The sequence below is a fragment of the Pseudomonas cedrina subsp. cedrina genome (assembly GCF_001983175.1).
Taxonomy (GTDB): domain Bacteria; phylum Pseudomonadota; class Gammaproteobacteria; order Pseudomonadales; family Pseudomonadaceae; genus Aquipseudomonas; species Aquipseudomonas cedrina.
The window spans coordinates 394827-416726 of the sequence record NZ_MNPW01000002.1; the positions used below are offsets into that span (position 1 = coordinate 394827).

The 21900-nt window shown below is 47.6% G+C and carries 24 protein-coding genes; 21 read left to right on the forward strand and 3 right to left on the reverse strand.

Annotated elements, in window-relative coordinates; translation table 11 throughout:
- Positions 1-10 precede the first annotated feature (10 nt).
- The 21 genes from BLL36_RS04900 (at position 11) to BLL36_RS05000 (ending at position 19110) form a co-directional block, all read left to right on the forward strand.
- Complete coding sequence (locus BLL36_RS04900) at positions 11-295, forward strand: hypothetical protein (RefSeq protein ID WP_076950350.1); 285 nt, start codon at positions 11-13, stop codon at positions 293-295.
- A gap of 132 nt (positions 296-427) precedes the next feature.
- Complete coding sequence (gene ihfB, locus BLL36_RS04905; RefSeq protein ID WP_003218804.1) at positions 428-724, forward strand: integration host factor subunit beta; 297 nt, start codon at positions 428-430, stop codon at positions 722-724.
- Positions 725-789: 65 nt separating this feature from the next.
- Entirely contained in the window at positions 790-990 is a 201-nt protein-coding gene (locus tag BLL36_RS04910) for a lipopolysaccharide assembly protein LapA domain-containing protein (RefSeq protein WP_394329472.1), read from the forward strand.
- A gap of 693 nt (positions 991-1683) precedes the next feature.
- Positions 1684-2664 (forward strand): NAD-dependent 4,6-dehydratase LegB, encoded by a 981-nt coding sequence (locus BLL36_RS04915; protein ID WP_076950352.1) that lies wholly within the window; start codon positions 1684-1686, stop codon positions 2662-2664.
- A gap of 9 nt (positions 2665-2673) precedes the next feature.
- Positions 2674-3825 carry a LegC family aminotransferase gene (locus BLL36_RS04920; RefSeq protein ID WP_076950353.1) on the forward strand — a complete coding sequence of 384 codons (1152 nt, stop codon included), beginning with the start codon at positions 2674-2676 and terminating at the stop codon, positions 3823-3825.
- Entirely contained in the window at positions 3822-4976 is a 1155-nt protein-coding gene (neuC, locus tag BLL36_RS04925; RefSeq protein ID WP_076950354.1) for a UDP-N-acetylglucosamine 2-epimerase, read from the forward strand. The genes BLL36_RS04920 and neuC overlap by 4 nt, the downstream gene beginning before the upstream one ends.
- Before the next feature lie 3 nt (positions 4977-4979).
- Positions 4980-6062, forward strand: coding sequence for an N-acetylneuraminate synthase (neuB, locus tag BLL36_RS04930; protein WP_076950355.1), 1083 nt, complete (start codon positions 4980-4982; stop codon positions 6060-6062).
- Positions 6062-6751: an acetyltransferase gene (locus BLL36_RS04935; protein ID WP_076950356.1), complete on the forward strand. Its 690-nt coding sequence runs from the start codon at positions 6062-6064 to the stop codon at positions 6749-6751. Before neuB ends, BLL36_RS04935 begins: the two co-directional genes overlap by 1 nt.
- A complete protein-coding gene (locus BLL36_RS04940; protein ID WP_076950357.1) occupies positions 6748-7794 on the forward strand; it encodes a nucleotidyltransferase family protein in 1047 nt (348 codons plus the stop codon). Before BLL36_RS04935 ends, BLL36_RS04940 begins: the two co-directional genes overlap by 4 nt.
- Entirely contained in the window at positions 7791-8804 is a 1014-nt protein-coding gene (locus BLL36_RS04945) for a Gfo/Idh/MocA family protein (RefSeq protein ID WP_076950358.1), read from the forward strand. The genes BLL36_RS04940 and BLL36_RS04945 overlap by 4 nt, the downstream gene beginning before the upstream one ends.
- Positions 8801-9502 (forward strand): acylneuraminate cytidylyltransferase family protein, encoded by a 702-nt coding sequence (locus BLL36_RS04950; protein WP_076950359.1) that lies wholly within the window; start codon positions 8801-8803, stop codon positions 9500-9502. The genes BLL36_RS04945 and BLL36_RS04950 overlap by 4 nt, the downstream gene beginning before the upstream one ends.
- Positions 9489-10250 carry an oxidoreductase gene (locus tag BLL36_RS04955; protein WP_076950360.1) on the forward strand — a complete coding sequence of 254 codons (762 nt, stop codon included), beginning with the start codon at positions 9489-9491 and terminating at the stop codon, positions 10248-10250. Before BLL36_RS04950 ends, BLL36_RS04955 begins: the two co-directional genes overlap by 14 nt.
- A gap of 30 nt (positions 10251-10280) precedes the next feature.
- Positions 10281-11264: a Gfo/Idh/MocA family oxidoreductase gene (locus tag BLL36_RS04960; protein ID WP_076950361.1), complete on the forward strand. Its 984-nt coding sequence runs from the start codon at positions 10281-10283 to the stop codon at positions 11262-11264.
- Positions 11265-11276: 12 nt separating this feature from the next.
- On the forward strand, positions 11277-12212 hold the full coding sequence (locus BLL36_RS04965) for a Gfo/Idh/MocA family oxidoreductase (protein ID WP_076950362.1): 936 nt from the start codon (positions 11277-11279) through the stop codon (positions 12210-12212).
- Between the two features lie 30 nt (positions 12213-12242).
- Positions 12243-13490, forward strand: coding sequence for a hypothetical protein (locus BLL36_RS04970; RefSeq protein WP_076950363.1), 1248 nt, complete (start codon positions 12243-12245; stop codon positions 13488-13490).
- Entirely contained in the window at positions 13465-14160 is a 696-nt protein-coding gene (locus tag BLL36_RS04975; protein WP_130925961.1) for a hypothetical protein, read from the forward strand. Before BLL36_RS04970 ends, BLL36_RS04975 begins: the two co-directional genes overlap by 26 nt.
- 8 nt (positions 14161-14168) lie before the next feature.
- Positions 14169-15413 carry a hypothetical protein gene (locus BLL36_RS04980; RefSeq protein ID WP_130925962.1) on the forward strand — a complete coding sequence of 415 codons (1245 nt, stop codon included), beginning with the start codon at positions 14169-14171 and terminating at the stop codon, positions 15411-15413.
- On the forward strand, positions 15400-16548 hold the full coding sequence (locus BLL36_RS04985) for a hypothetical protein (protein WP_076950366.1): 1149 nt from the start codon (positions 15400-15402) through the stop codon (positions 16546-16548). Before BLL36_RS04980 ends, BLL36_RS04985 begins: the two co-directional genes overlap by 14 nt.
- Before the next feature lie 30 nt (positions 16549-16578).
- On the forward strand, positions 16579-17712 hold the full coding sequence (locus tag BLL36_RS04990) for an N-acetyl sugar amidotransferase (protein WP_076950367.1): 1134 nt from the start codon (positions 16579-16581) through the stop codon (positions 17710-17712).
- Positions 17709-18323, forward strand: a complete 615-nt coding sequence (gene hisH, locus BLL36_RS04995) for an imidazole glycerol phosphate synthase subunit HisH (RefSeq protein ID WP_076950368.1) — start codon at positions 17709-17711, stop codon at positions 18321-18323. Before BLL36_RS04990 ends, hisH begins: the two co-directional genes overlap by 4 nt.
- A 1-nt stretch (position 18324) precedes the next feature.
- Positions 18325-19110 (forward strand): AglZ/HisF2 family acetamidino modification protein, encoded by a 786-nt coding sequence (locus BLL36_RS05000; protein WP_076950369.1) that lies wholly within the window; start codon positions 18325-18327, stop codon positions 19108-19110.
- Between the two features lie 60 nt (positions 19111-19170).
- Here the strand turns inward: BLL36_RS05000 and BLL36_RS05005 are convergent, their stop codons facing one another.
- Genes BLL36_RS05005 through BLL36_RS05015 form a run of 3 tightly spaced genes read right to left on the reverse strand, consistent with a single transcriptional unit; the run spans position 19171 to position 21898 of the window.
- Positions 19171-20700: a hypothetical protein gene (locus BLL36_RS05005; protein ID WP_076950370.1), complete on the reverse strand. Its 1530-nt coding sequence runs from the start codon at positions 20698-20700 to the stop codon at positions 19171-19173.
- A 49-nt stretch (positions 20701-20749) separates the two neighbouring features.
- Entirely contained in the window at positions 20750-21145 is a 396-nt protein-coding gene (locus BLL36_RS05010; RefSeq protein WP_076950371.1) for a GtrA family protein, read from the reverse strand.
- A gap of 39 nt (positions 21146-21184) precedes the next feature.
- On the reverse strand, positions 21185-21898 hold the full coding sequence (locus BLL36_RS05015; protein ID WP_076950372.1) for a class I SAM-dependent methyltransferase: 714 nt from the start codon (positions 21896-21898) through the stop codon (positions 21185-21187).
- Between the last annotated feature and the right edge of the window lie 2 nt (positions 21899-21900).

A 21900-nucleotide genomic window follows, 5' to 3' on the forward strand; every position in this document is an offset into this window, starting at 1 on the left:
AAGGAATTGAATGAACAGGCTTATCCTAATATTCGCAGTGCTAATGCTTGCAGGCTGCTCCACCACCAGCGCCAAGACCCACGCCAAACGCGGCGTCAGCGGCATCGAGATCGACTGCTCGGGCCTTGGCAACAAATGGGAGAAGTGCGAGAAGCGCGCCGCCCGCGAGTGCAAGATGCAGGGCTACAAGGTCATCACCCGATCCAGCGACGCCAAGGACGAAGAGGGCGATTACCTGTTCGGCTGGAATCCGGCTGGCGCGGTAACGCGGACGATGTTGGTGATCTGCAATTGACCCAGGAATGCGCCCTTGGCAAGTTGCCATCTATCCTAAAGATAAGTTGCCAAGCGGGCTGTTCAAATCCATCAAGTCATGCTAAAACCTTCGAAGCGCTTTTCCTAGCTGCTTGAAAAAGAAGGGAAAAATATGACGAAGTCGGAGTTGATCGAACGAATTGTCACCCATCAAGGGCTGCTCTCATCCAAGGATGTGGAGCTGGCTATCAAGACCATGCTTGAGCAAATGTCTCAGTGTTTAGCGACTGGGGACAGGATTGAGATTCGTGGGTTTGGGAGCTTTTCGTTGCACTACCGAGCGCCGCGTGTCGGTCGCAACCCAAAGACCGGGCAGTCCGTCAGCCTTGACGGCAAATTCGTTCCTCACTTTAAGCCGGGGAAGGAGTTGCGGGATCGGGTTAACGAGGATGAGGAAGAGGGTGTCTAAGTCGATTTGGATTAGGGGGGAATATGCATCAAGCTAAGCGGGCTCTGCTGGCGATAATTTTGCTGATGATTGTGTTGAGTGTTTTAGCATTTGTCCTGGAGAACCAGCAGGCTCTTGCTCTTTCTTTTTTTGGTTGGGCTACGCCCCAAGTTCCAGTATCTGTATTCATTATAATCTCGCTAATTATCGGTCTTTTGCTCGGGCCTCTTCTTGGTTTGGCTTTCCAGCGTAAGGCTCGTCGTCGGTCAGTATCTTCTGGTAGCTAGCTTGCAGGGTGCCGCTTTCTTCTGGAAGTTGGCGGGTCCCAACGTGCGCTTTTCAGGCGGCGTGGGGAGATAGGGTAAGGCTTGTTTTAATAGCTTTTAATGTCTTTTCTCGTCCTCGGTGCGCGTGCTGTTTGTAGTGATGCGGCGTATCGTTGTTTTCGTCGTTGTTGAAAATCTCGGGTGATGCTGCACGATGACAGGTCGTACTGTGCTCCGTATCTCCAGTTATTGGAAGTTTCTTAAGTAAAGTAGTTGCTAGTCGAGTCTGGCGGCAGGTTCGTTGTCGTGTGTGGGGCATGGTTTTAGTAATTGTTGAGTTGTTTTTTAATATCCCCCACGCTTCGAATTTTATTAAGCGTAGCTGTAGTTCTTGCGCGGTAGATTCCAGTGATTCAGAGGTTGTGATCTGTGTCGGAATTGGCTCATGCGGGTAGGGGGGCTGGAGGATTTCTCTCTTCGTCCTGGCGCGGAATCACGATCTGAGGTGGCATGCGGCCTGGGTTGTCCTGTCTCGCTTAAGGCGGAGGGACGCCTAAATACTGGTTTTATGAAGTCAAAGTCTGTAAATTGTGGGTAGAAAAGGCCGATGCATTCTCAGGTGTTGAATGCTCGTATTGCTAGCGTGAAGGCTTTTTTTGCTCATGTCGTATAGCGAAGTCATGCCTCAGTTAAGTTTAAAGTTAAGGTGAAATGATGAAGACAGTTTTGGTAACCGGGGCAGATGGATTTATTGGATCGCATCTGACGGAACTTCTGGTTCGGGAAGGGTACAAGGTCAAAGCGTTGTCTCAGTATAATTCTTTTAATTACTGGGGGTGGCTTGAGGATGTAAGCTGTCTGAAAGACATTGAAGTGTTAAATGGTGATGTGCGCGATCCGCATTATTGCAAACACATCACCAAAGGTGTTGATGCCGTTTTTCACCTGGCCGCGTTAATCGCTATTCCTTACTCCTATGTGGCGCCCGACAGTTATGTGGATACTAACGTCAAAGGTACACTGAATATTTGTCAGGCTGCGATAGATAACGGTGTGCAGCGGGTAATACATACTTCTACCAGCGAAGTCTACGGTACCGCTCAGTACGTTCCTATCGATGAAAATCATCCGCTTCAGCCGCAGTCGCCTTACAGCGCTTCGAAGATGGGTGCTGATGCGATGGCCATGAGCTTTTTCAATGCGTTTGACTTGCCTTTAACCATTGCTCGCCCTTTTAACACTTATGGGCCTCGGCAGTCTGCGCGAGCGGTCATTCCTACAATCATTACGCAGATCGCCAGTGGCAAGAGGCAGATCAAGCTCGGTGACGTTTCACCCACGCGCGACTTCAATTATGTTGCTGACACTTGCCGCGGATTCCTGGAGCTCTTGCGCTGCGACAAGGCTGTGGGCGAAATCGTCAATATCGGCTCGAACTTTGAAATCACCGTGGGGGATACACTAAATCTCATTCGTGAGCTGATGAACAGTGATGTCGAATTCTTGATGGATGACCAGCGCCTGCGCCCTGAGAAGTCTGAAGTTTTCAGGCTATGGTGTGATAACACCAAGATCCAAGGCCTCACGGGCTTTCAGCCGCAGTACTCGATCCGCCAAGGGCTTCAGGAAACCATCGATTGGTTTACTCAGCCTGAGAACCTGGCTAAATACAAAGCCGATCTCTACAACGTCTGAGGCGCCGTTATGCTCGACTCCCTGGTGAAATTTGTGCGGGAACAGTACCGCACCAATGAGTTCATTCCGCTGCACGCGCCGATATTTGGCGGAAACGAAAAACGCTACGTTAACGAAACTATAGAATCGACGTTTGTTTCCAGCGTTGGCGCGTTTGTTGATCGATTCGAGCATGATATGCAAGCTTATACTGGCAGCCCGCGCGCAGTGGCGACTGTCAATGGCACTGCCGCCTTGCATGTTGCACTGATGTTGGCCGGCGTAAAGGCCGGTGACTTGGTGCTGACGCAGCCTCTCACCTTCGTTGCCACGTGCAACGCCATTGCTTACTGCGGTGCAGAGCCTGTGTTTATCGACGTCGACAAACACACACTGGGGCTTTCGCCGGTAGCCATGGAGCAGTGGCTGCGGGAGTTTGCGTATCTGGATGACGACGGAACATGTCGGGCTAATGAAGGCGGCAGGATAATTCGTGCCTGTCTGCCCATGCATACTTTTGGGCACCCTGTTGAACTGGATCTGTTGATTGACCTTTGCGCACGCTGGGGGCTGGTGGTCGTCGAGGATGCTGCCGAGTCCTTGGGTAGCCTTTATAAAGGGCGTCATACCGGTACATTTGGCGCCGTGGGTACCTTGAGTTTCAATGGTAATAAAACCATCACTACGGGCGGGGGGGGCATGATTCTGGCCGGTGAAACGTTGGGCGCTCGGGCTAAACACCTGACTACCACTGCTAAACAGGCTCATCCTTACGAGTACGTGCATGATGAAGTTGGCTACAACTATCGTCTTCCCAACCTTAATGCCGCGTTGGGGTGCGCCCAGCTTGAACAACTGGATTCTTTTATTGCCGCCAAGCGTGTTCTTGCGAGCCGTTACCAGTCATTTCTAAAGGGTAGCGCCCTTCAGTTCGTTGTCGAGCCACAAGGATGTCGTTCCAATTATTGGCTTAACGCAGTGATCTGCGAGGACCTCCAGCAACGCGATGAGCTGCTGGCTTTCAGCAATCAGGCTGGGGTCATGACGCGGCCGATATGGAAGCTGATGAGTCATCTACCTGCTTACTCCTCAAGCCTGCAAGGTGAACTGACTAACGCATTATGGCTCGAGCAGCGGGTCGTGAATTTGCCGAGTAGCGTTGTGCCGGAGCTGCAGGTTTGAAGCGTAATGTTGCAGTATTCACTGGCACGCGCGCCGAGTATGGTTTGCTCTATTGGTTGATGAAAGACATTCAGGCCAGTGAAAGCTTGGCGCTGCAGGTAATTGTGAGTGGTATGCACCTTTCGCCTGAGTTTGGTGAAACCTGGAGAAGCATAGAAACCGACGGGTTCACCATTGACGCAAAGGTTGAAATGCTCCTCTCGTCCGACACCGATGTTGGTGTTGTCAAGTCGATGGGCCTCGGTACGCTGGGTTTTGCCGATGCCTTGGACCGATTGCGCCCTGAGATCCTGATCGTGCTGGGAGATCGGTTCGAGGCGCTTGCGATCGTGCAAGCGGCATTGATTATGAAGATTCCAGTTGCGCATCTGCATGGCGGTGAGATTACCGAGGGCGCCTACGATGACGCCATCCGACACGCCATCACCAAGATGGCGTTCTTTCACTTTGTAGCTACTGAACCGTACCGGCAACGCGTGATTCAGATGGGGGAAGCGCCAGAGCGCGTGTTTAATGCGGGCGCCGTCGGGCTTGACCATCTGTTCCGCAGTCCGCGAATGACTCAGGAGGAGCTGTCCCAGAGTCTGGAGTTCACGTTGGATGGCCCGCTCCTGTTAGTGACTTATCATCCGGTTACCTTGCTCGAGGAAGATCCCACCCAAAGCTTTCAGGCGTTACTGTCGGCGCTGGATCAGTTTCCTGGACACAAGGTCATTATTACCTACCCCAATGCTGATAATGGCGGTCGTGCGATCATTCCCCTTCTAGAAGAGTATGCGCAGCGCAACCCTGAGCGAGTGAAGGCAATTCCTTCGCTCGGATTTAGGCGCTATTTGAGCGTGGTAGCATTGGCTGATGCGGTTATAGGTAACTCTTCAAGCGGTATCATCGAAGTACCGGCTTTTCGTGTACCGACAGTTAATATAGGTGCTCGGCAGAACGGGCGCTTATCCTCGGCCTCTGTTATCAATTGCGCACCTGACGCGCAATCGATTGAGGGCGCAATCCGCCATGCACTGAGCGACGTATTCGCTGAAACCTGTAAACAGGCGATCAACCCCTACGGCGCTGGCGATGCTGCTCGTGGCATAGTGGGCGTGCTTGAGAGTTTCAATGGGGAATACCACAAGTCATTTCACGATTTGAGCTAAACCATGAAAGCATCCAACCAAGACTCGGTCTATATCATCGCGGAAGCTGGCGTTAACCATAACGGTGAGCGTGACCTCGCGTTTGCTCTCGTTGACGCGGCCGCTGCAGCGGGTGCTGATGCGGTGAAGTTTCAAACTTTCGATGCCGTACGTCTGGCATCAAAGGCTGCTCCCAAGGCCTCTTACCAAAAGCAGAGTACCGACGCGGCAGAAAGCCAACTCGCCATGTTAAAAAAGCTCGAATTGCCCAAAGAATGGCACGCTGACTTGCAGGCACATGCGCATCGCAGCGGCATTGAGTTTCTATCCACGGCGTTCGACACCGAAAGCCTGACGTTTTTGTCTGAGATGGGGTTGCCATTTTTCAAAGTGCCATCCGGTGAACTTACGAATGGTCCGCTGCTGTGGCAGTTTGCGCATACTGGAAAGCCACTAGTGCTATCAACGGGCATGGCTACGTTGAGCGAGGTCGAGCAAGGCCTTGCTATCGTCGCGCATGCCTTGGCGGCTGATCGAGAGCCCGCGAATATGGACGAGGTTTGGAAAAACTGGAGCCAACCTCAGGCGCGGGCACGTCTTAAAGGCCATGTCACATTGTTGCATTGCACTTCCCAGTATCCTACTCCCTGGGTGGAAGTGAACTTGCGAGCAATGGATACACTGAAAGCATTCGATCTGGCAGTTGGTTATTCTGATCATACGGAGGGCGCCTTGATTTCTGTAGCGGCAGTAGCCCGCGGTGCCAGGATCATTGAAAAACATTTCACGTTGGATCGCTCTATGCCAGGACCGGATCACAAGGCCTCACTTGAGCCTGATGAGTTAAAGGCGATGATCAGCCAGATCCGTGTGCTGGAGTTGGCGCTGGGTGATGCCTGCAAGACACCTCAACCCAGTGAGTGGGACACCCGCAGGGCCGCACGACAGCAGGTTGTGGCGGCGCGTGATATTGCTCAAGGTTCCATTATTGCCAGGGATGATTTGACCACAGCTCGCGCCGGCTCGGGTTTACCGCCCACTGCCTTGTGGGAATTGGTCGGCACTCGTAGTGAGTTCGCGGTGCAAACTGGCGAGATCATCAAGTAATGAGCCAGCCTTCAGACTCGTCATCGCTTCTGGTTATGCTGGGCGCTGGCGGGCACGCGAAAGTGCTGCTTTCACTCGCCAATGCTTCTGACGTGCCCGTAATGGGCGTCTGTGATCCAGAGCTTCATCGTTTGGGCATCCTGGAGTGGCGTGGGCTAACCGTGTTGGGTGGGGATGAGGTATTGGACCAGCTTGATCACACGCGCGTTGGTCTGATAAACGGCATCGGTCAGGTTGTGGGGAGTAATCTGCGACAACACGTTTATGAATCGGCAGTGGGCAAGGGATTTCAATTTCCGCCACTCGTTCACCCTGCTGCTTTTGTTGATGAGTCTGTCGTTCTAAGCCAAGGAGTACAGATAATGGCGGGTGCAGTTATCCAGCCGGATGTGACCCTTGGATGCAATACCATCATTAATACTGGAGCAAGCGTGGACCATGATTGCAACGTGGCTGCCCATGTACATATCGCCCCCGGCGCTACCCTGTGTGGGAACGTTCGGATTGGCAGCGGTGCATTTGTGGGTGCCGGTTCAACAGTGATTCAAGGGCTGATGTTGGGCGAATACTCGATTGTCGGTGCCGGGACAGTTATGGTTCGTGACCTGGCTGCCAACAGTATTTTATTAGGAAAAGCGGTGCGTCTCAGATCCGTTTCCGACGAGAAACATAGAGAAGGTAATCAATGAAGCAGTGGGAGTTAACACTCGTCGGTCCAGAGTGCTCAATGGAGGAGGCCATCGCAACGCTTGATCGGGCTGCGGCGCGTATTGTTATGGTGGTGGATCAGGAGCGCCGCTTGTTGGGGACGCTGACTGATGGTGATGTACGCAGGGCATTATTGAGACAGCGACCGCTGACAACGCCTATTCAAGAAATAATATGCACCACGCCGCGTACAGCGGGCCTGGACTGGAACCGAGACCGGATTTTAGCGGTCATGGAAAAATACCAGTTATTGCAACTACCGGTTGTGGACCCTAACGGGCGGGTAATTGGCCTTGAAACACTGCATGATCTGTTAAACCGGCAGAGACGCGATAACCCGGTATTTCTTATGGCCGGAGGGTTCGGGACTCGTTTGCGGCCCCTGACACAAAACTGTCCAAAGCCACTGCTCAAGGTAGGCGAAAAACCAATCCTTGAACTGATTCTCGAGCGTTTTATCAGTTCCGGATTCCATCGCTTTTTCATCTCGACCCATTACATGCCTGAGATGATCCGAGAGCATTTTGGAGATGGGAGTCAGTGGGGGGTCTCGATTCGCTATGTCCATGAGGATGAGCCTCTGGGGACAGGCGGTGCGCTGGGGTTGCTTCCACATCATGAGATTGATCTCCCGCTCTTTCTTATGAATGGGGATTTGTTGACAACGCTCAATTTTGAAAATCTCCTAGAGTTTCATGATGAGCACCCAGGCTCCGCAACTATGTGCGTGCGCGAATACGAGTATTGCGTGCCGTATGGGGTCATTGAAAATGAGGGGCATCGAATTCTATCAATGATTGAGAAGCCGATTCATCGGTTTTTTATCAATGCCGGCATTTACCTGTTATCTCCTGCACTGGTTAAAAGTGTGGCCGCCGGTAACCGTGTAGACATGCCAACTCTACTGGAGCGTGAAATAGAGGCTGGCCGCGATGTCAATATGTTCCCTGTTCATGAGTACTGGTTGGATATTGGCCGGATGGAAGATTTTCAACGTGCTCAGCAAGAGTTTGGCACGTTATGAGTGAGCAATTCACTTGCCTGGTAGTTGGAAGCGGCAGTATTGCAAAACGTCATATCAGCAACATTAAAATGTTGTTCGCTTCTGTGCGTGTCGGTTGTGTGTCCGCTTCGGGCAGGACGTTGTCTATTGACGAGGTGGGATGCGATATAATCTATTCATCCATCGACGCTGCGCTGCAGGATAAATTGTTGTTCGCAATTATCGCTTCGCCCGCGCCCTGGCATGTAGAGCATGCCGCACGTTTAGTGTGTGCGAAAGTGCCTGTCCTGATTGAGAAGCCCGTCTCTGATTCGTTGCAACGACTTTCAGCTTACCGTGATGTGCTGACGAATAACCTTGATCGGATCGAAATCGCCTACAATCTACGTTTCATGTCTTCGGCCATCAGGTTCAAGGCCCTCCTAGAGGAGGCCGCTGTGGGCGAGGTTCGCAGTGTAGCCGTCGATGTTGGTCAGTTTCTACCCGACTGGCGCCCTGCTAGTGACTACCGCAAGAATGTATCCGCCCGACACGAATTGGGCGGCGGCGTGTTATTGGAGCTCAGTCACGAGCTCGACTATCTCGGATGGCTGTTCGGTTCATTCAAAACAGTATATTGCGTCACCCGTCATACGGGCGACCTCGAAATTGACGTGGAGGATAGCGTTGACGCACTTCTCGTTCGGGATGACCATTTAGTCGTCAATGTACATATGGATTTTCTTCAGCGAGCGCCGGTACGAATCTGCAAAGTTGTTGGGCAGCTTGGCACTCTCTATTGGGATATTTTGAATAATAGCATTATCTTGCACACGGACAGGAATCAGCGGCAAGTTCTATTTGAGAGCCCTGACTACGACCGCAATAATATGTACCTTGATCAATTACGTCATTTTGCAATAGTTGCCGCAGGTTTGGCGGCTCCGGCCATCGGACTTAAAGATGGTCTGGCGGCACTCCGCCTGATTGAGGCGATGAAGATGTCTGCATCAACAGGTCAAGTCGTCAACATTGGAGATATTCAAGCATGAGCGTATACGCCTTCATTTTTGCGCGAGGCAACTCCAAAGGGCTGCCAGGAAAAAATATTCGAATGCTCGGCGGCCACCCGTTGATTGCGCACTCCATCCGTGTTGCGCAGCAAGTTGCAGGTATCGACAGAATCTTTGTGTCCACAGACTCAGATGAGATTGCGGTAATCGCCGAGACCTACGGCGTGACAGTCATTAGGAGGCCTGACGAATTAGCGACGGATACAGCACCTGAGTGGTTGGCTTGGCGTCACGCCATTAGTTATCTACATGCACAAGGCCACAAGTTCGACGTGTTTGTCAGTTTGCCTGCAACGAGCCCGCTGCGTAGCGTCGAAGATGTTGAGCAGTGCCTCGCATGTATAGACCGACACACCGATGTTGTCGTTACTGTGACTCCCGCCTCGCGCAGTCCGTTTTTCAATATGGTAGTTCGAGATTCAGACGGTGTGAGTCAACTTGTGTGTTCAGGCAGCAGTGCGCACCGGCGCCAGGACGCTCCCGCAGTTTACGACATGACAACGGTGGCCTATGTGGCGACCCCCACCTTCATTTTAACCAATGAGCGGATCTTTTCAGGGCGAGTCAGGTCGGTAATAGTACCCCGACATAGAGCCGTTGATATCGACGATATCTATGATTTCAAAATGGCTGAGATGCTTCTGGCTGATAAAGAGAATAACTATGTTGGAAGGTAAGAAGTTTCTAGTGGCGGGCGCAGGCGGATTGCTTGGAAGTAAACTGGCAGCGGCGTTGGTGAATGATGACGCTCAGGTGATTGCAGCTGACATCAGCCTTGATTTGATGAAAAAGCGTCTAGTGTCTCTGGGGCTGGATACTAATAGCCCTTCCCTTTCGTGTATAGCGCTCGACCTGAACGATACGACTTCCGTGGTGGATTTTTTTGCCACTATTAATGATGTCGATGGAGCGGTTAATTGCTCTTACCCGCGAAATAAGCGTTATGGGGCGAAGTTTTTTGACGTGTCACTCGCAGATTTCAATGAGAACGTTTCTCTGCATTTAGGCTCTTCTTTCTTCTTCATACAACAGTGCGCAGCGTATTTTAAACGTGTGCAGATACCGTTCTCCTTGGTTAACATTTCATCGATATATGGTGTTGTTGCGCCGAAATTTGAGGTTTACGACAATACACCGATGACGATGCCGGTTGAGTACGCGGCTATAAAAGCTGCGCTTCTTCATTTGAGCAAGTATGTAACTAGCTATGTTGGGGACAGCGCATTCAGGTCGAATAGCGTAAGTCCTGGCGGGATTTATGATCACCAACCTGAGCAGTTCCTTGAACAATACAAGAAGCAGACATTGGGTAGAGGAATGCTCGATATCGAGGACGTAATCGGCTCGATCAAATTTTTGCTTTCCGATAGCGCTCGTTATGTAAACGGCCAAAATATCATTGTTGATGACGGTTTCAGTCTTTAACTCACATTTATTAAAGATGACAGTGCTAATATGTTGAATTTTTTACTAGTAGGTGCGGGACAGTTAGGTAGTCGTCATCTGCAAGCATTGGCGCTTTCGGATTTTTCCGATGTGTCTATTCAGGTGGTAGATCCCTCATCGGAGGCGCTTCTTATAGTTCAGGAACGCTGGAGACAAGTTGTTAAGTCTCCACGTATAAAATCCATCGAGTTTCTGGCGGATTTTAGCGGTGTAAAACGTGACATTGACTTCTGCATTATCGCAACTAATGCAAATTGTCGCTTGCAGGTACTCAAGGCTCTCTTATCCCATGCACGCGTACGTCAGTTAGTTCTCGAAAAAGTGTTATTCCAGTCTGTTGAGCAGTTAGACGATGCGAGCCAGCTTTTACTTTCCGTAGGTACGCAAGCGTGGGTTAATTGCCCACGTCGGATGTTTCCAATTTACCTCACGTTGCGAAACCGTTTGATAGATGAACAGAAGTTTAATCTTCAAGTCCAGGGCAGCAACTGGGGGCTTGCGTGCAACGCGATTCATTTTATCGACCTATGGGCTATGCTCAGTGGGCAGCAGAGCTATATGCTCGACACCTCTGGCCTAGACGATACTATTGTTGGAAGCAAGCGCTCTGGTTACAAGGAGGTAACAGGCACATTGAGGGGTGGTTCGGGAGCACGAGTTTTTTCTTTGACGTCTTTTACAGCTACCGATCCGGTGCCCTTGAGTATTTTGATTGAGACAGAGCGATTTGTCATTGACGTCAGCGAGGCTTCGGGAGAGTGTTCGTTTCGGACGAAAGAGAGCGGGGCAAGGGAAATAATACCTTTCTCGGTCCTTTATCAGAGCCAGTTGTCCCACAGAGTCGGCCGCCAGTTACTCGCGGGTGAGAACAGCTCCTGCGAACTAACTTCTTTTAGTGAGTCAGCGTCGCTACATGCGCCGTTCTTGCAAGAAATGCTTGAGTTTTTCAGGAAGCAAGACGGTCACGCATACACCCTTTGCCCAATTACTTGATTTAGGTTCCCTATGATTCTGCTAGTCGGTGCTGGCCCTATGGCCATTCAATATGCAAAAGTGCTGCAAAGTATGGGCAAACCTTTCGTCGTGGTAGGGCGTAGCCAGCAGTCAGCAGACAGCTTCAACGCAAGTATTGGTATTCAGCCATTTGTAGGAGGTATCGAGGCATTTCTTTCGTCTGCGCATTCTATAAGCCATGCAATAGTTGCCGTCAGCGTTGACCAATTGGAGCGAACTACAGCATGCCTCGTAGAAAACGGAGTGAAAAATTTATTAGTGGAAAAACCTGGTGGAATGACGTTAGAGGCTATCGAGCGACTTCAAATACTTGCTCAGATGAACTTTGCTTCCATTTATATTGCCTACAACCGTCGCTTTCTCGCCACGGTAATCAAGGCACGTGAACTGATCGAGGAAGATGGTGGAGTTACTAGTTTCAGTTTTGAACTCACCGAGTGGGCTGACACCGTCCAAAAAATCTTTAAAGCTGACGGGGTCAAGGAAAACTGGTTTTTTTCCAATACTAGTCACATTACTGACTTGGCTTTTTATTTGGGGGGCACACCTCGGGAAATTGCTACCTTTACTGGCGGTAGCTTACCTTGGCACAGCCGAGCTGCTCGATTTGCCGGCGCAGGAGTAACCGAGCAGGGCGCACTATTTTCTTACTCAGGTGACTGGGAGGCGCCGGGCCGTTGGGCTGTAGAAGTACTCACTCGCAAACGACGTTTTATTTTTAAACCCCTAGAGAAATTGCAAGTCCAACTGCTTAATAGTGTCGCGATAGAGGCGGTGGATGTCGATGAAGAGTTGGATGCGAAGTATAAGCCAGGGTTATACCTCCAAGTCGCTCACTTTTTGCGCTGTGATGAAGCAAACCTGTGTTCGTTAACAGAACACTTGAAAAAGAGTAGGCTCTACGCACGTATTGCCGCTTATGATTGATTTAATTGCAATGATGCTTGGCGTTACCTTATGAGAGTCGAAAGTCGAGCGGGCGCCATCAAGTACGTCGTGGCTACTTATAGTGAATTTTCGCTGGTTGCGTTGCTGACCCTATTCTTTACGAATCTAGCTAGCCAGCAGATACTCGCAGATTCAAGTATTGCGTTCATTGTTATTTCCTATAGTACCTTTTTGGCATTTGGGTTTCACAATGGTGCAATACGCGATGGCGCGATTTGTATAAGCGGGGATGAGAAGGAAAATATTTTAAGGTTGGAGCTTTATTTTTCGGCGGTTATAGCAGTAATACTTGTTCTGTCGGCAATGGTCTTCCGAAGTAATTTCTACTTAATGAGCGGGTTATTCATTGGTGGTATCAATCACCTCAAAACATCTTGCCAAACGGTTTTCAGGCTAAAGGGAATGGATAATTTACTAAACGCGCTAAATGTGGCGTGGGCATCGGTGTTCTTTGTTGCTTTTTCCCTGCTAACTTGGTTGAGATCGGATATAGCACTAGAAATTAGGTTCTTCGGTGCTTGGGCAGGGGCGGCTTCACTAGTTGTATGCTCGCTCTACTTATTTTGTTTATCTACACTGAATACCACTCAGCCTTCTCCTGTATTGATGCGCAAGCTTTTTTTTAAGATCTTAAACTCTTCGAAGTACATGTTTCTCATGGCCAGTGGGCTGGTGGTTGTATTGACCTCCGATCGCCTTGTATTGAGCGCATTAGATGCTTCTGAAAAAACGAGAGCAGATTTTCAATATATTGATGTTCTCACGAATATCTATTTTCTTGGTATGACCTCAGTGCTTTACTATTTCACTCCTGGGCTTCTAAATCGACTCAGTGGAAAAGAGGGAGAGCATCACTCCGATTTTAAGTCGATGACGAAGAAGTACATTATCTGTTTATTTGGAGTGGCAATCGCGTTTATGCTGGCTATAACCATTTTTTTGCTAATTATTCATCGGTTCGGCTGGGACCTTTTTGGTATTCTGTTTTCAATGTTAACTGTTAAAACTTTGCTAATATGCCTTGGGATGGTGTGTAACTTTTACCTTGCCCAACGCCTGGAGCGTATTTTAGCTATCGCGTACTTGGGATTAATGGCGCTTGGCCTTTCTATGTCCTTTGTTTATGCATACCTTTTCATCCGCTCAGGACTGCTAATTTTTCTTCCTCTCCTGAATGCGATACTTGTGGGTATTTTGGCTGTTTACTTGCTAAAGGGAATAGGGGGAAGGCATGAAAAAAATACTTATAATAACTGATTCGCTTGGACTGCCGAGGGTATTACCTGAAGTAATCAATGATGAGCAATGTTGGACATATCGCCTTGCCGATCAATATTCGAAATATTGTCGGTTTCGGATTGTCAGTGTTCCAGGCATGGATACCAATCAGTTGGTGTCCCTAGTAGCTGATTATTATAAAGTGATTAAAGCTGACTTGGTAGTTGTTCAGGTTGGTATTGTCGACTGCTATCCCCGTGCGATAAAAAAATCTGAACTGTCCTTATTGTTAAGGATGCCGAGGTTCCTTAGCGAACTGATACATCGCTGGGTGAAGAGGAACTATTCCTGGCTTATATCCAAACGTGGTATTCGGTATGTAAAGTCCGAGCAGTTCAGCTCTAACCTTGTAAAGCTACAAGAAAGTTTTCCTGATTCGAAGTTTTTGGTAGTGCCCATTGCACCGCCGTCAATGGCCTATATAAAGAAAAATCCACTGATCCTAGGGGCGATCAAGGAATATAATGATTTGCTAGCATCGACATTTCCGAGTGGCTTTTTAGCAGAGTGCTATGCTGGGACCTCCGATGATATTTTTTTGAGTGACAATCATCATTTGAATGGGTTAGGAAATGAGCTTGTGTATACCGCAGTTAAAGAGGCGCTTTCTTTCGAGGATGCTGACAACGAAATTTGGGAAATCATATGATTTTTTGGGTGGCTAGTTTTATTGTCTTGATTTTCCTTGTTTTCAGGAATAAGGATGTGCTATGTCCTTCAAATGTTGTGTTCGGTAGTTACTTTCTCTATCTGGTTTTTCCCAGCATATTGTTCTATGCGCTGGAGTGGATGAGCTGGACATATGTATTACCTTGGGGGAAAACCAACGATTGGTCTAAAGTCTCTGATGAGGCAATTTTGTCATTTGGTTATGTGTTTGCTCTTTTCTTTTTCTTTACACGTACCTTTGAGGTGATCCTCCAGCGAGAGCATGCTCAAAATTTATTTTTGAAGTACCGAGTAAGTCCTTCGCTATTGTTCGCTTTCGCCGTGTTGGTTATTCTCGGAAGCACGTACTTTTTTCAGGTAACTGGCGGTGCTGATGCTTGGTTCGGTAACTACAGCGAAACGTATCTTGGTAAGAAGAAAGGTTTCGGTCTGCTTAATTTTTTACTCATTATGAGCTCTAATTTTCTCGCGTTCGTATTGGGTTTCTACTGGCGTACCCAACACCGAGTTAGTTGGTTTCTAGTATTATCGGTGATTGTGGCGCTAATCTTCTGTGCCTATATTCAAGGTGTAAAAAGCAGGATTTTTTATTTTGCGATTTTCTTTAGCATTCCTTGGCTGAGTGCGATGAGGTTTACGCTTAAAAAAGGTGTGTTCGTATTTTTCGGATTCGTGTTCGCTTTTAGCTTTGCGATGTATTTTCGGTCAAATGGTTTTTACAGTACCCCTGAAATGTTACTTGAGTATTTTCTGAGTTATTTTAATACCATTTTTCTACATGACATGATATTGCGGGATATGCCTCCTGACTTTTTTTTGACGGTGAGCTACCCATTTAATAAGTGGATGACATTTGTAGGTGTGCCTTCTGATGAATATTTGCATGATATCAGTCGTTGGCTGACATCTATATATTATCCATCACAGTGGTTTAATGAGTCAGCTACTCAGCAGTGGCCGATCGAAACCGAGCTATATCTGAACTATGGTAGTTATGTATTCTGGGTGGTGCCCATTTTTTTATATTCGCTATTCATCTGTGGTCTGTATGCCCTTCGTTATCGGCTGGGGCCTGTATTCTTGTTTATATTTGTGTCTGAGTTGCTTTTATTTCTAAGTATGTTTAGAGGTAGTATGTTGCAGTGGATCGAGTTGTTTAATTTGGTTTTTTATGGGGTTTTACTGCTGTGCAGCCGTTTGCTTTTTATCAGGTGCTTACATGAAAAGCGGTAAGGAAATAGGGGGATTGGCTAAGCTCGTTCTCCACGCCTATGTAAATGAGGTTTGCCTTGATCGATCAATGAAGGCCAAGTTTCTTGCCTTGGATCCCATGGCAGACGCCTTACCTCAGTATAAGATTATGCCGTTGTTGTCCTTATGCAAGCGCTACGGCAAACCAATGCTGTGGCTGTTGTCGGTTTTAAAGTTTGTAATTCTGCCTGTGCTTGTGGTAGCGGCACTCGTCAATTTGGTAATGGCGTTCGCGTCCGTATTACCTTTCTGGCGAAGGCAAGTGAAAGATCTGCCGCCTTTGGTTTGTCTACCCAATACTGCGCATCTCAAGTTGTTTCATTATTTGTTCGATGATTTCGATACGCGAGTCAAATTCGAATGCCGACGCCCTTGGGCAATGCTTCGTTATCTAGATGCCAGGGACTATCTGCGTGCACTGTTAACAGTCTGGAGGGTCATTTGGTACATTCTTTTATATCAACGGCATCATGGGGTGCGGCGGCAGGATCTTATTTTTCACGCGGTGGACGTTCTACCATTCGTATGCTACTCGTTATTTTTAATAAAATTATCAGAAGCTGGCAGGCAAGTGGTGACCGACTGCAATCTGCAACGGTGGGACTATGTTGCAACGCACCTTATGGCGGATTGTTCGATTATTCAACATGCGTATATACACCCAGACCTCGATTTCTCCCACACGTTTGGCCCGGTTGACTGCTTGTTTGTATTTGATCAGGAGTTTGAAACGGTTTTTTCGCGATATTATCAGTTTAAAAGAACTGATATTATTCGACCTAAGCTCACGCTTGCAGACATGGGCAGTGATAAACAAGTACTTTTTCTTGCTTCTTCGGCACCATTTTTGAATACCGAGATTGACTTTCTCGAGCGTGTCAAACAAAAGTTTGATTTTTTTATCGTGGTGAAGCTGCATCCACGTCACGTCTACGATGAGTCGGTAACGCGTTTGGTTTCGTTGGCTGACTGTGTTGCTGAACCTGCGGTTTTTCCAGATTGCCACCTTCAGGTATCTTACGATTCATTCTTGGGATACGAGTATAAAGCGCTTGGAAAAAAAGTATTATTTTTAAAGGATGAGTGCTCCGTGCGTAGGTTTATGGAGCGCCCTTGAGGTCAATAGTAGGATTTGAATGGGGGCAGCATGAGCTACCAAATTTGTAACACGTGTATTATGGATACGTCCGACCCTCACATCAGCTTTGATGCACAGGGTAGCTGCGAATACTGTGCTAATTTTCGTACGAACATCCAACCCAATTGGCATGTCGATGCACGGGGGGAAGCGCAATTGATGAAAATTGCTGATCGGATCAAAGCCGACTGCAAGGGACGTGATTTTGACTGCATCATTGGTTTGAGCGGTGGGTTGGACAGTTCTTACCTTGCGTATGTTGCCAAGGAGATAATGGGTTTGCGCCCCTTACTTTTCCACGTGGATGCTGGATGGAATACCGATCAGGCGGTTGGCAACATCGAGAAACTGGTCGATGGGTTGGGTCTAGACTTGTATACCGAAGTCATCAACTGGGAAGAGATGAAGAGCCTCCAGCTCGCCTTTCTCAAGGCACAAGTAGCCGATCAGGATATCCCCCAAGACACCGCTTTCTTCTCGGGCTTATACAAGTTCGCCAAAGCTCACAAAATCAAGTATGTACTCACGGGCGGAAATTTTTCGACTGAGTGCTGCCGGGAACCCGAAGAGTGGGGTGCCTATCCGGGTATCGACAAAACACTGATCAACGATATTCATAGTCAGTTCGGCTCACGTAAGTTGAAAAGCTTTCCTATTGTTGACGTATTGGCCTATAAAATTTACTACCGCTACGTTTTGGGAATGCGGGTGGTACGCCCGCTGAACTTAGTTCCTTACATTAAGCACGATGCAGAGGCGACTCTAGAACGTTTGTTTGGTTGGAAGAAGTTTCAGCACAAACACCACGAGTCGCGTTTTACCCGGTTTTACGAAGATTACTGGATGCCCCGTAAATTTGGCTATGAAAAGCGCCGCGCGCATTTTTCCAGCCTTATCATGACTGGTCAAATGACTCGGGACGCCGCATTGGAGCGTATTTCCAAGCCGGAGTTGGACGAGCAATTCCTGAAATCGGAATTTGAATATGTTGCAAGCAAGCTTGATTTAACTGTCGAGGAGTTGCAGAAACTGTTTGATGGAAAAAATAAGACTTTTCACGACTATAAGAACAAACGTTTTATGATTGGCCTAGGAGCGCGCGTGCTGTCTGCGCTGGGGTTGGAAAGAAGGCTGTTTAGATGATCACTATTATTGATTATGGCCTCGGGAATATTCAGGCATTTGTGAATGTCTATAAGCGTCTGCACATTCCTGTAGCTGTCGCTCGTGTACCGGAGGAATTGAGTGGGGCCACGAAGCTCATCCTGCCGGGGGTAGGCGCATTTGATCATGCTATGGAACGGTTGAACGCTTCAGGTATGCGCGCAACGCTTGACGAGTTGGTACTGAACAAAAAAATACCAGTAATCGGTATTTGCGTGGGTATGCAAATGCTCGCCGAAAGTAGTGAGGAGGGCTCACTTCCAGGGCTGGGATGGATTCCTGGGCATGTGCGACATTTTCGTTCAGTGCCTGAATTAGAAAAAATACCGTTGCCTCATATGGGTTGGAACGATGTCGAGTCGCTGCTTGGGCATGCTTTGTTTAGGGGGCTGGAAACAGATGCAAGATTTTACTTCCTTCACTCTTTTTATTTTGAATGTGCGCAAAAGGTGCATGAGGCCGCTCGAACCGAGTATGGTTTGAATTTTAGTTGCGCAGTCTCTGCGGAAAACATCTACGGTGTCCAGTTTCACCCGGAAAAAAGCCATCACTTTGGTGTAGCGCTTCTAAAAAATTTCGCGGAATTATGAAATGTTAAGACCTAGAATTATTCCCTGTTTGTTAATTCATGATGGCGGACTGGTGAAAACCGTTCGCTTTAAGGACCCCAAGTACGTAGGGGATCCCATTAACGCAGTCAAGATTTTCAATGAAAAGGAAGCCGATGAGCTGATCGTTCTGGATATTGATGCTACGGTCGAAAATCGCGAACCTAATTATAAGCAAATAGCGATTTTAGCCGCTGAATGTCGAATGCCGCTTTGTTACGGTGGAGGTATACGCACCGCGAGTCAAGCTCAGAAAATAATCGCATCAGGTGTAGAAAAAGTGGCGATTAGTTCTGCCGCATTGGACAATCCTCACTTAGTGACTCAAATAGCAGATGAGGTCGGTAGGCAAAGTGTAGTCGTGGTGCTGGATCATAAAAAGCGCCTGCTGAGTAAGCAGCACGATGTCTGGACGCATAACGGCAAGGTCAACACAAAGCGTAATGTGCTTGATGTTGCCAAGGAAATGGAGGCGCTGGGAGCGGGAGAAATTGTCATTAATTCGATTGATAACGACGGAAGAATGAAAGGCTATGATCTCGAGTTATTGTTAGAGTTGCGCAAGACCGTAAGCACTCCAGTTACAATTCTTGGTGGCGCCGGTTCCTTAGACGATATGGCGAAAGTTATATCGAGTTGTGGGGTGGTAGGAGTTGCTGCTGGCAGTTTCTTTGTGTTCAAGGGAACTTATCGAGCGGTACTTATCAGTTATCCTGACATCAGCCAGAAAGAAAAATTTATTTTTTCTGCTTTGCGCTCTAATCATTGACTGCTTCATCACGGTAGAAGATCGCCAGGTATGCAAAGGAATCTTCTACCGCCATAAAAGTCAGAGGTTTCTTACTTTCGAGACTGTTAGAGCTACGATAGCTTGATTGTTTCTCGAAAGATACTGGGTAAAAGTTTTCCCAAAGTTCCACGTTGCCACCGATGTGGTCACGCTCATGTCGACAATGCACTTTGGCATTTGTAGGGGTATGAAGTACTTGATTTTGTAACTTTCTTTTGGGAGTTTTCTGTAAATCTTTTCCATGTCAGAGGTTGGATCTTTCGAGTCCCCAAGCGGCAGTTGATTTGTCTCGCCATAGGCTCTATAGAATATGTCGCCGTATTCATAGTTTGTCAAAGTTCCTACGCCTGTGCTTTGAATATTGATGGCACAGGAAGGAAGAGCGGGACTAAGTTTTTTTATCTCGTTAACCATCCCGCGTTGAAAGAGCACTTCTTTCATCTTTCCTTCATGTGCATAAATATTAAGTGCACAGGCGTGTATCAATATTACTGTTAATGCCGACAATCTTAACCGAGGCGCCTGCGCTAGAGATTGCCAGACTGCAGGTAGCAATAATACGGAAAAGATAGTGCTGGTGAATGTAAAACGTAGCGACTCGCCGTGCATCAGCCCGATTTCTGAAACGCTTGGTAGCTTGTTTACGGCGATGTAGGCAACTCCGTTGAACAGAATGCCCGAAAATATAGCGACGAGTAGGTACAGTATTTTTTTATCAGGTCGATAATATAATGCCATCCCCACGGCAATAAAACTCGGTAAGTAGAGAATTACAAAGTATTTTATCAGGCTGAGATAGTTGCGTATGTCTAAAATGTTGCTGAGTTGGATTTCGTTATAGGTGTCATAAAGCCCGTAGGTTGGAAAGAGTTTTCTAAGGGCGAAAAAGCCGACAGTTATAAACAATATAGCACTTAGATTTATCAATCTATCTTTGATTTTGGTCTGTTGAAATATGCTGCTTAGCAATATTAGTGATATGGAAAGCGGGGCGTTTGAGGATTGTTGGAATGCCAGTAGAAGTAAGGGAAGGCATACCGTCATTGCTTTGCGGTCAAGGACGTATCTAGTACAGATCAACGTGGTAAACAGCGTCAGCGAGTGCATCAGATAAATATTTGAATAGTAGAGCACCCATGCAGGCGATAGGTAAAACAGAATGCCAGTGTAGAATTTTATCCGTGGCGGTATCTCAAAGTATCTTGATGCAATTTTGGCCGCTTCAAACGCCGACAGAATTAAGAAAAATACTGTGAAGATTTTTGCAAGAAGCTCGTAACCCAATACGCTGCGAAATAGGTATATCGCATCGTATATATATGGAGTGAAAAATAATCCAGCTTCACTGAACCATTCATGGTATACATCGGGTCTCGCTAGTGAGACGGCGTGCGAGACAATCACACCATCCCATAAGTCTGTTCCTATCGTTAGAAAGCCTAGTAGCCCAATAACGAGTGTAAAAGCTATAAAAAAATGAGCGCTGAAGGTCGCAAAATTTACCTGAATGTTTCTTTTATTTATATTCGTCCAAGAATTGTCAAAAATGAGTGCTTTCAGAGAGTACATCTCTAGGTCCTTAAGATGTGGGTATGCAATGTGGAAAGAGCACTGAATTTTATTTTTGCATGTTTTCGCGATAAGTCCAGGTGCTATGCAGTATAAATGTCATGACGGGCACCGTTAAAACTACACCGACGATGCCAAGAAAGTAATTTAAACCGAGTGCTTGCGCTGCCCATGCGATGACGACTGAGGCAGTGAAGCCTATTATCGATACGCAGATAAATTTATAAAGTGTGTGTCTCTGTAAAGGCTGGGAGAAGCTCCAAAGGGTATTGATTGTGTAGGAAGTAATGGTAGCGATGATAAACGCAATACCATTCGATAGCGGTGGTGAGAAAAAAAGTACACCTACCATGAGCCAGACGATAAATGCGTGAGTCGAGGTTACAAGCAGGCCTGTAGCACAAAAGCGTAGTACCTTTTTCTGCGTGTCATCTTGGCCAATCACCTTCGGTTCTCCCTCGATACTGTTGCTGCATCTGCTTGTTTATGGTTTTTGTGCAACACAAAATACGGATAAACCTGCGACTCGGTTAAAATTCATAATAGGTAATTCCAAGTCGCAGATGCCCTTTAAAAGTGCATTAGTAAAGCGGCTGTGTTGCGCCAGTTGCGATTTCGGTATTCTGGCTTTCGATTGACTGCGGTCAGCCAGACGAAGAGCCGCTGCTATTGGAAACACGCCACCAAAAAAATAAGCGCCTTTTTTCAGTTCCAACCCGCTTGCCTCTACAACGGATTCCATCTGTAGCAAGGTGTAGCGGCGTTTATGTTCAAGAAAATCGTCGTGTCCACTCCACAAAAACTTAAAAGCGGGAACAGTTATCAAAAACGTAGCGCCTGAAGGGACTTTTTCGACGTACTCTTTCAGCAATCCGATGTCATCGTCAACGTGCTCAAGCACGTCCATGAGCATGACTAGGTCAACATCGATGGTTTGAATGGATTTACGTAAATACAGTGGTTTATCTAAGTAGATCTCGTCCGATTCGGACGCATAGCTGATATCAACACACCAAGCTTCTTTGGCTGAGGTGTGTTGGAGTAGGTGCTTCGAAAAAAAGCCTGACCCTGCACCGATATCCAAGATCGTATTAATTGGCGTTTCGCCGAGAAATTTCTCTACGGCTTTTACTTTCGAGCTGTAATACCAATGGTCATTGATTGCATCACCGAGAATTTCGGTTTCTTTAAGGTCCATGA

Coding starts and splice junctions, on each gene's coding strand:
- BLL36_RS05015 (WP_076950372.1), bottom strand. CDS start 21,898: ATGGACCTTAAAGAAACCGAAATTCTCGGTGATGCAATCAATGACCAT.
- BLL36_RS04975 (WP_130925961.1), top strand. CDS start 13,465: ATGAAAAAAATACTTATAATAACTGATTCGCTTGGACTGCCGAGGGTA.
- BLL36_RS05000 (WP_076950369.1), top strand. CDS start 18,325: ATGTTAAGACCTAGAATTATTCCCTGTTTGTTAATTCATGATGGCGGA.
- BLL36_RS04915 (WP_076950352.1), top strand. CDS start 1,684: ATGAAGACAGTTTTGGTAACCGGGGCAGATGGATTTATTGGATCGCAT.
- BLL36_RS04960 (WP_076950361.1), top strand. CDS start 10,281: ATGTTGAATTTTTTACTAGTAGGTGCGGGACAGTTAGGTAGTCGTCAT.
- ihfB (WP_003218804.1), top strand. CDS start 428: ATGACGAAGTCGGAGTTGATCGAACGAATTGTCACCCATCAAGGGCTG.
- BLL36_RS04950 (WP_076950359.1), top strand. CDS start 8,801: ATGAGCGTATACGCCTTCATTTTTGCGCGAGGCAACTCCAAAGGGCTG.
- hisH (WP_076950368.1), top strand. CDS start 17,709: ATGATCACTATTATTGATTATGGCCTCGGGAATATTCAGGCATTTGTG.
- BLL36_RS04940 (WP_076950357.1), top strand. CDS start 6,748: ATGAAGCAGTGGGAGTTAACACTCGTCGGTCCAGAGTGCTCAATGGAG.
- BLL36_RS04910 (WP_394329472.1), top strand. CDS start 790: ATGATTGTGTTGAGTGTTTTAGCATTTGTCCTGGAGAACCAGCAGGCT.
- BLL36_RS04935 (WP_076950356.1), top strand. CDS start 6,062: ATGAGCCAGCCTTCAGACTCGTCATCGCTTCTGGTTATGCTGGGCGCT.
- BLL36_RS04920 (WP_076950353.1), top strand. CDS start 2,674: ATGCTCGACTCCCTGGTGAAATTTGTGCGGGAACAGTACCGCACCAAT.
- BLL36_RS04945 (WP_076950358.1), top strand. CDS start 7,791: ATGAGTGAGCAATTCACTTGCCTGGTAGTTGGAAGCGGCAGTATTGCA.
- BLL36_RS04985 (WP_076950366.1), top strand. CDS start 15,400: ATGAAAAGCGGTAAGGAAATAGGGGGATTGGCTAAGCTCGTTCTCCAC.
- BLL36_RS04965 (WP_076950362.1), top strand. CDS start 11,277: ATGATTCTGCTAGTCGGTGCTGGCCCTATGGCCATTCAATATGCAAAA.
- neuB (WP_076950355.1), top strand. CDS start 4,980: ATGAAAGCATCCAACCAAGACTCGGTCTATATCATCGCGGAAGCTGGC.
- BLL36_RS04970 (WP_076950363.1), top strand. CDS start 12,243: ATGAGAGTCGAAAGTCGAGCGGGCGCCATCAAGTACGTCGTGGCTACT.
- BLL36_RS05005 (WP_076950370.1), bottom strand. CDS start 20,700: ATGTACTCTCTGAAAGCACTCATTTTTGACAATTCTTGGACGAATATA.
- BLL36_RS04900 (WP_076950350.1), top strand. CDS start 11: ATGAACAGGCTTATCCTAATATTCGCAGTGCTAATGCTTGCAGGCTGC.
- BLL36_RS04990 (WP_076950367.1), top strand. CDS start 16,579: ATGAGCTACCAAATTTGTAACACGTGTATTATGGATACGTCCGACCCT.
- BLL36_RS04955 (WP_076950360.1), top strand. CDS start 9,489: ATGTTGGAAGGTAAGAAGTTTCTAGTGGCGGGCGCAGGCGGATTGCTT.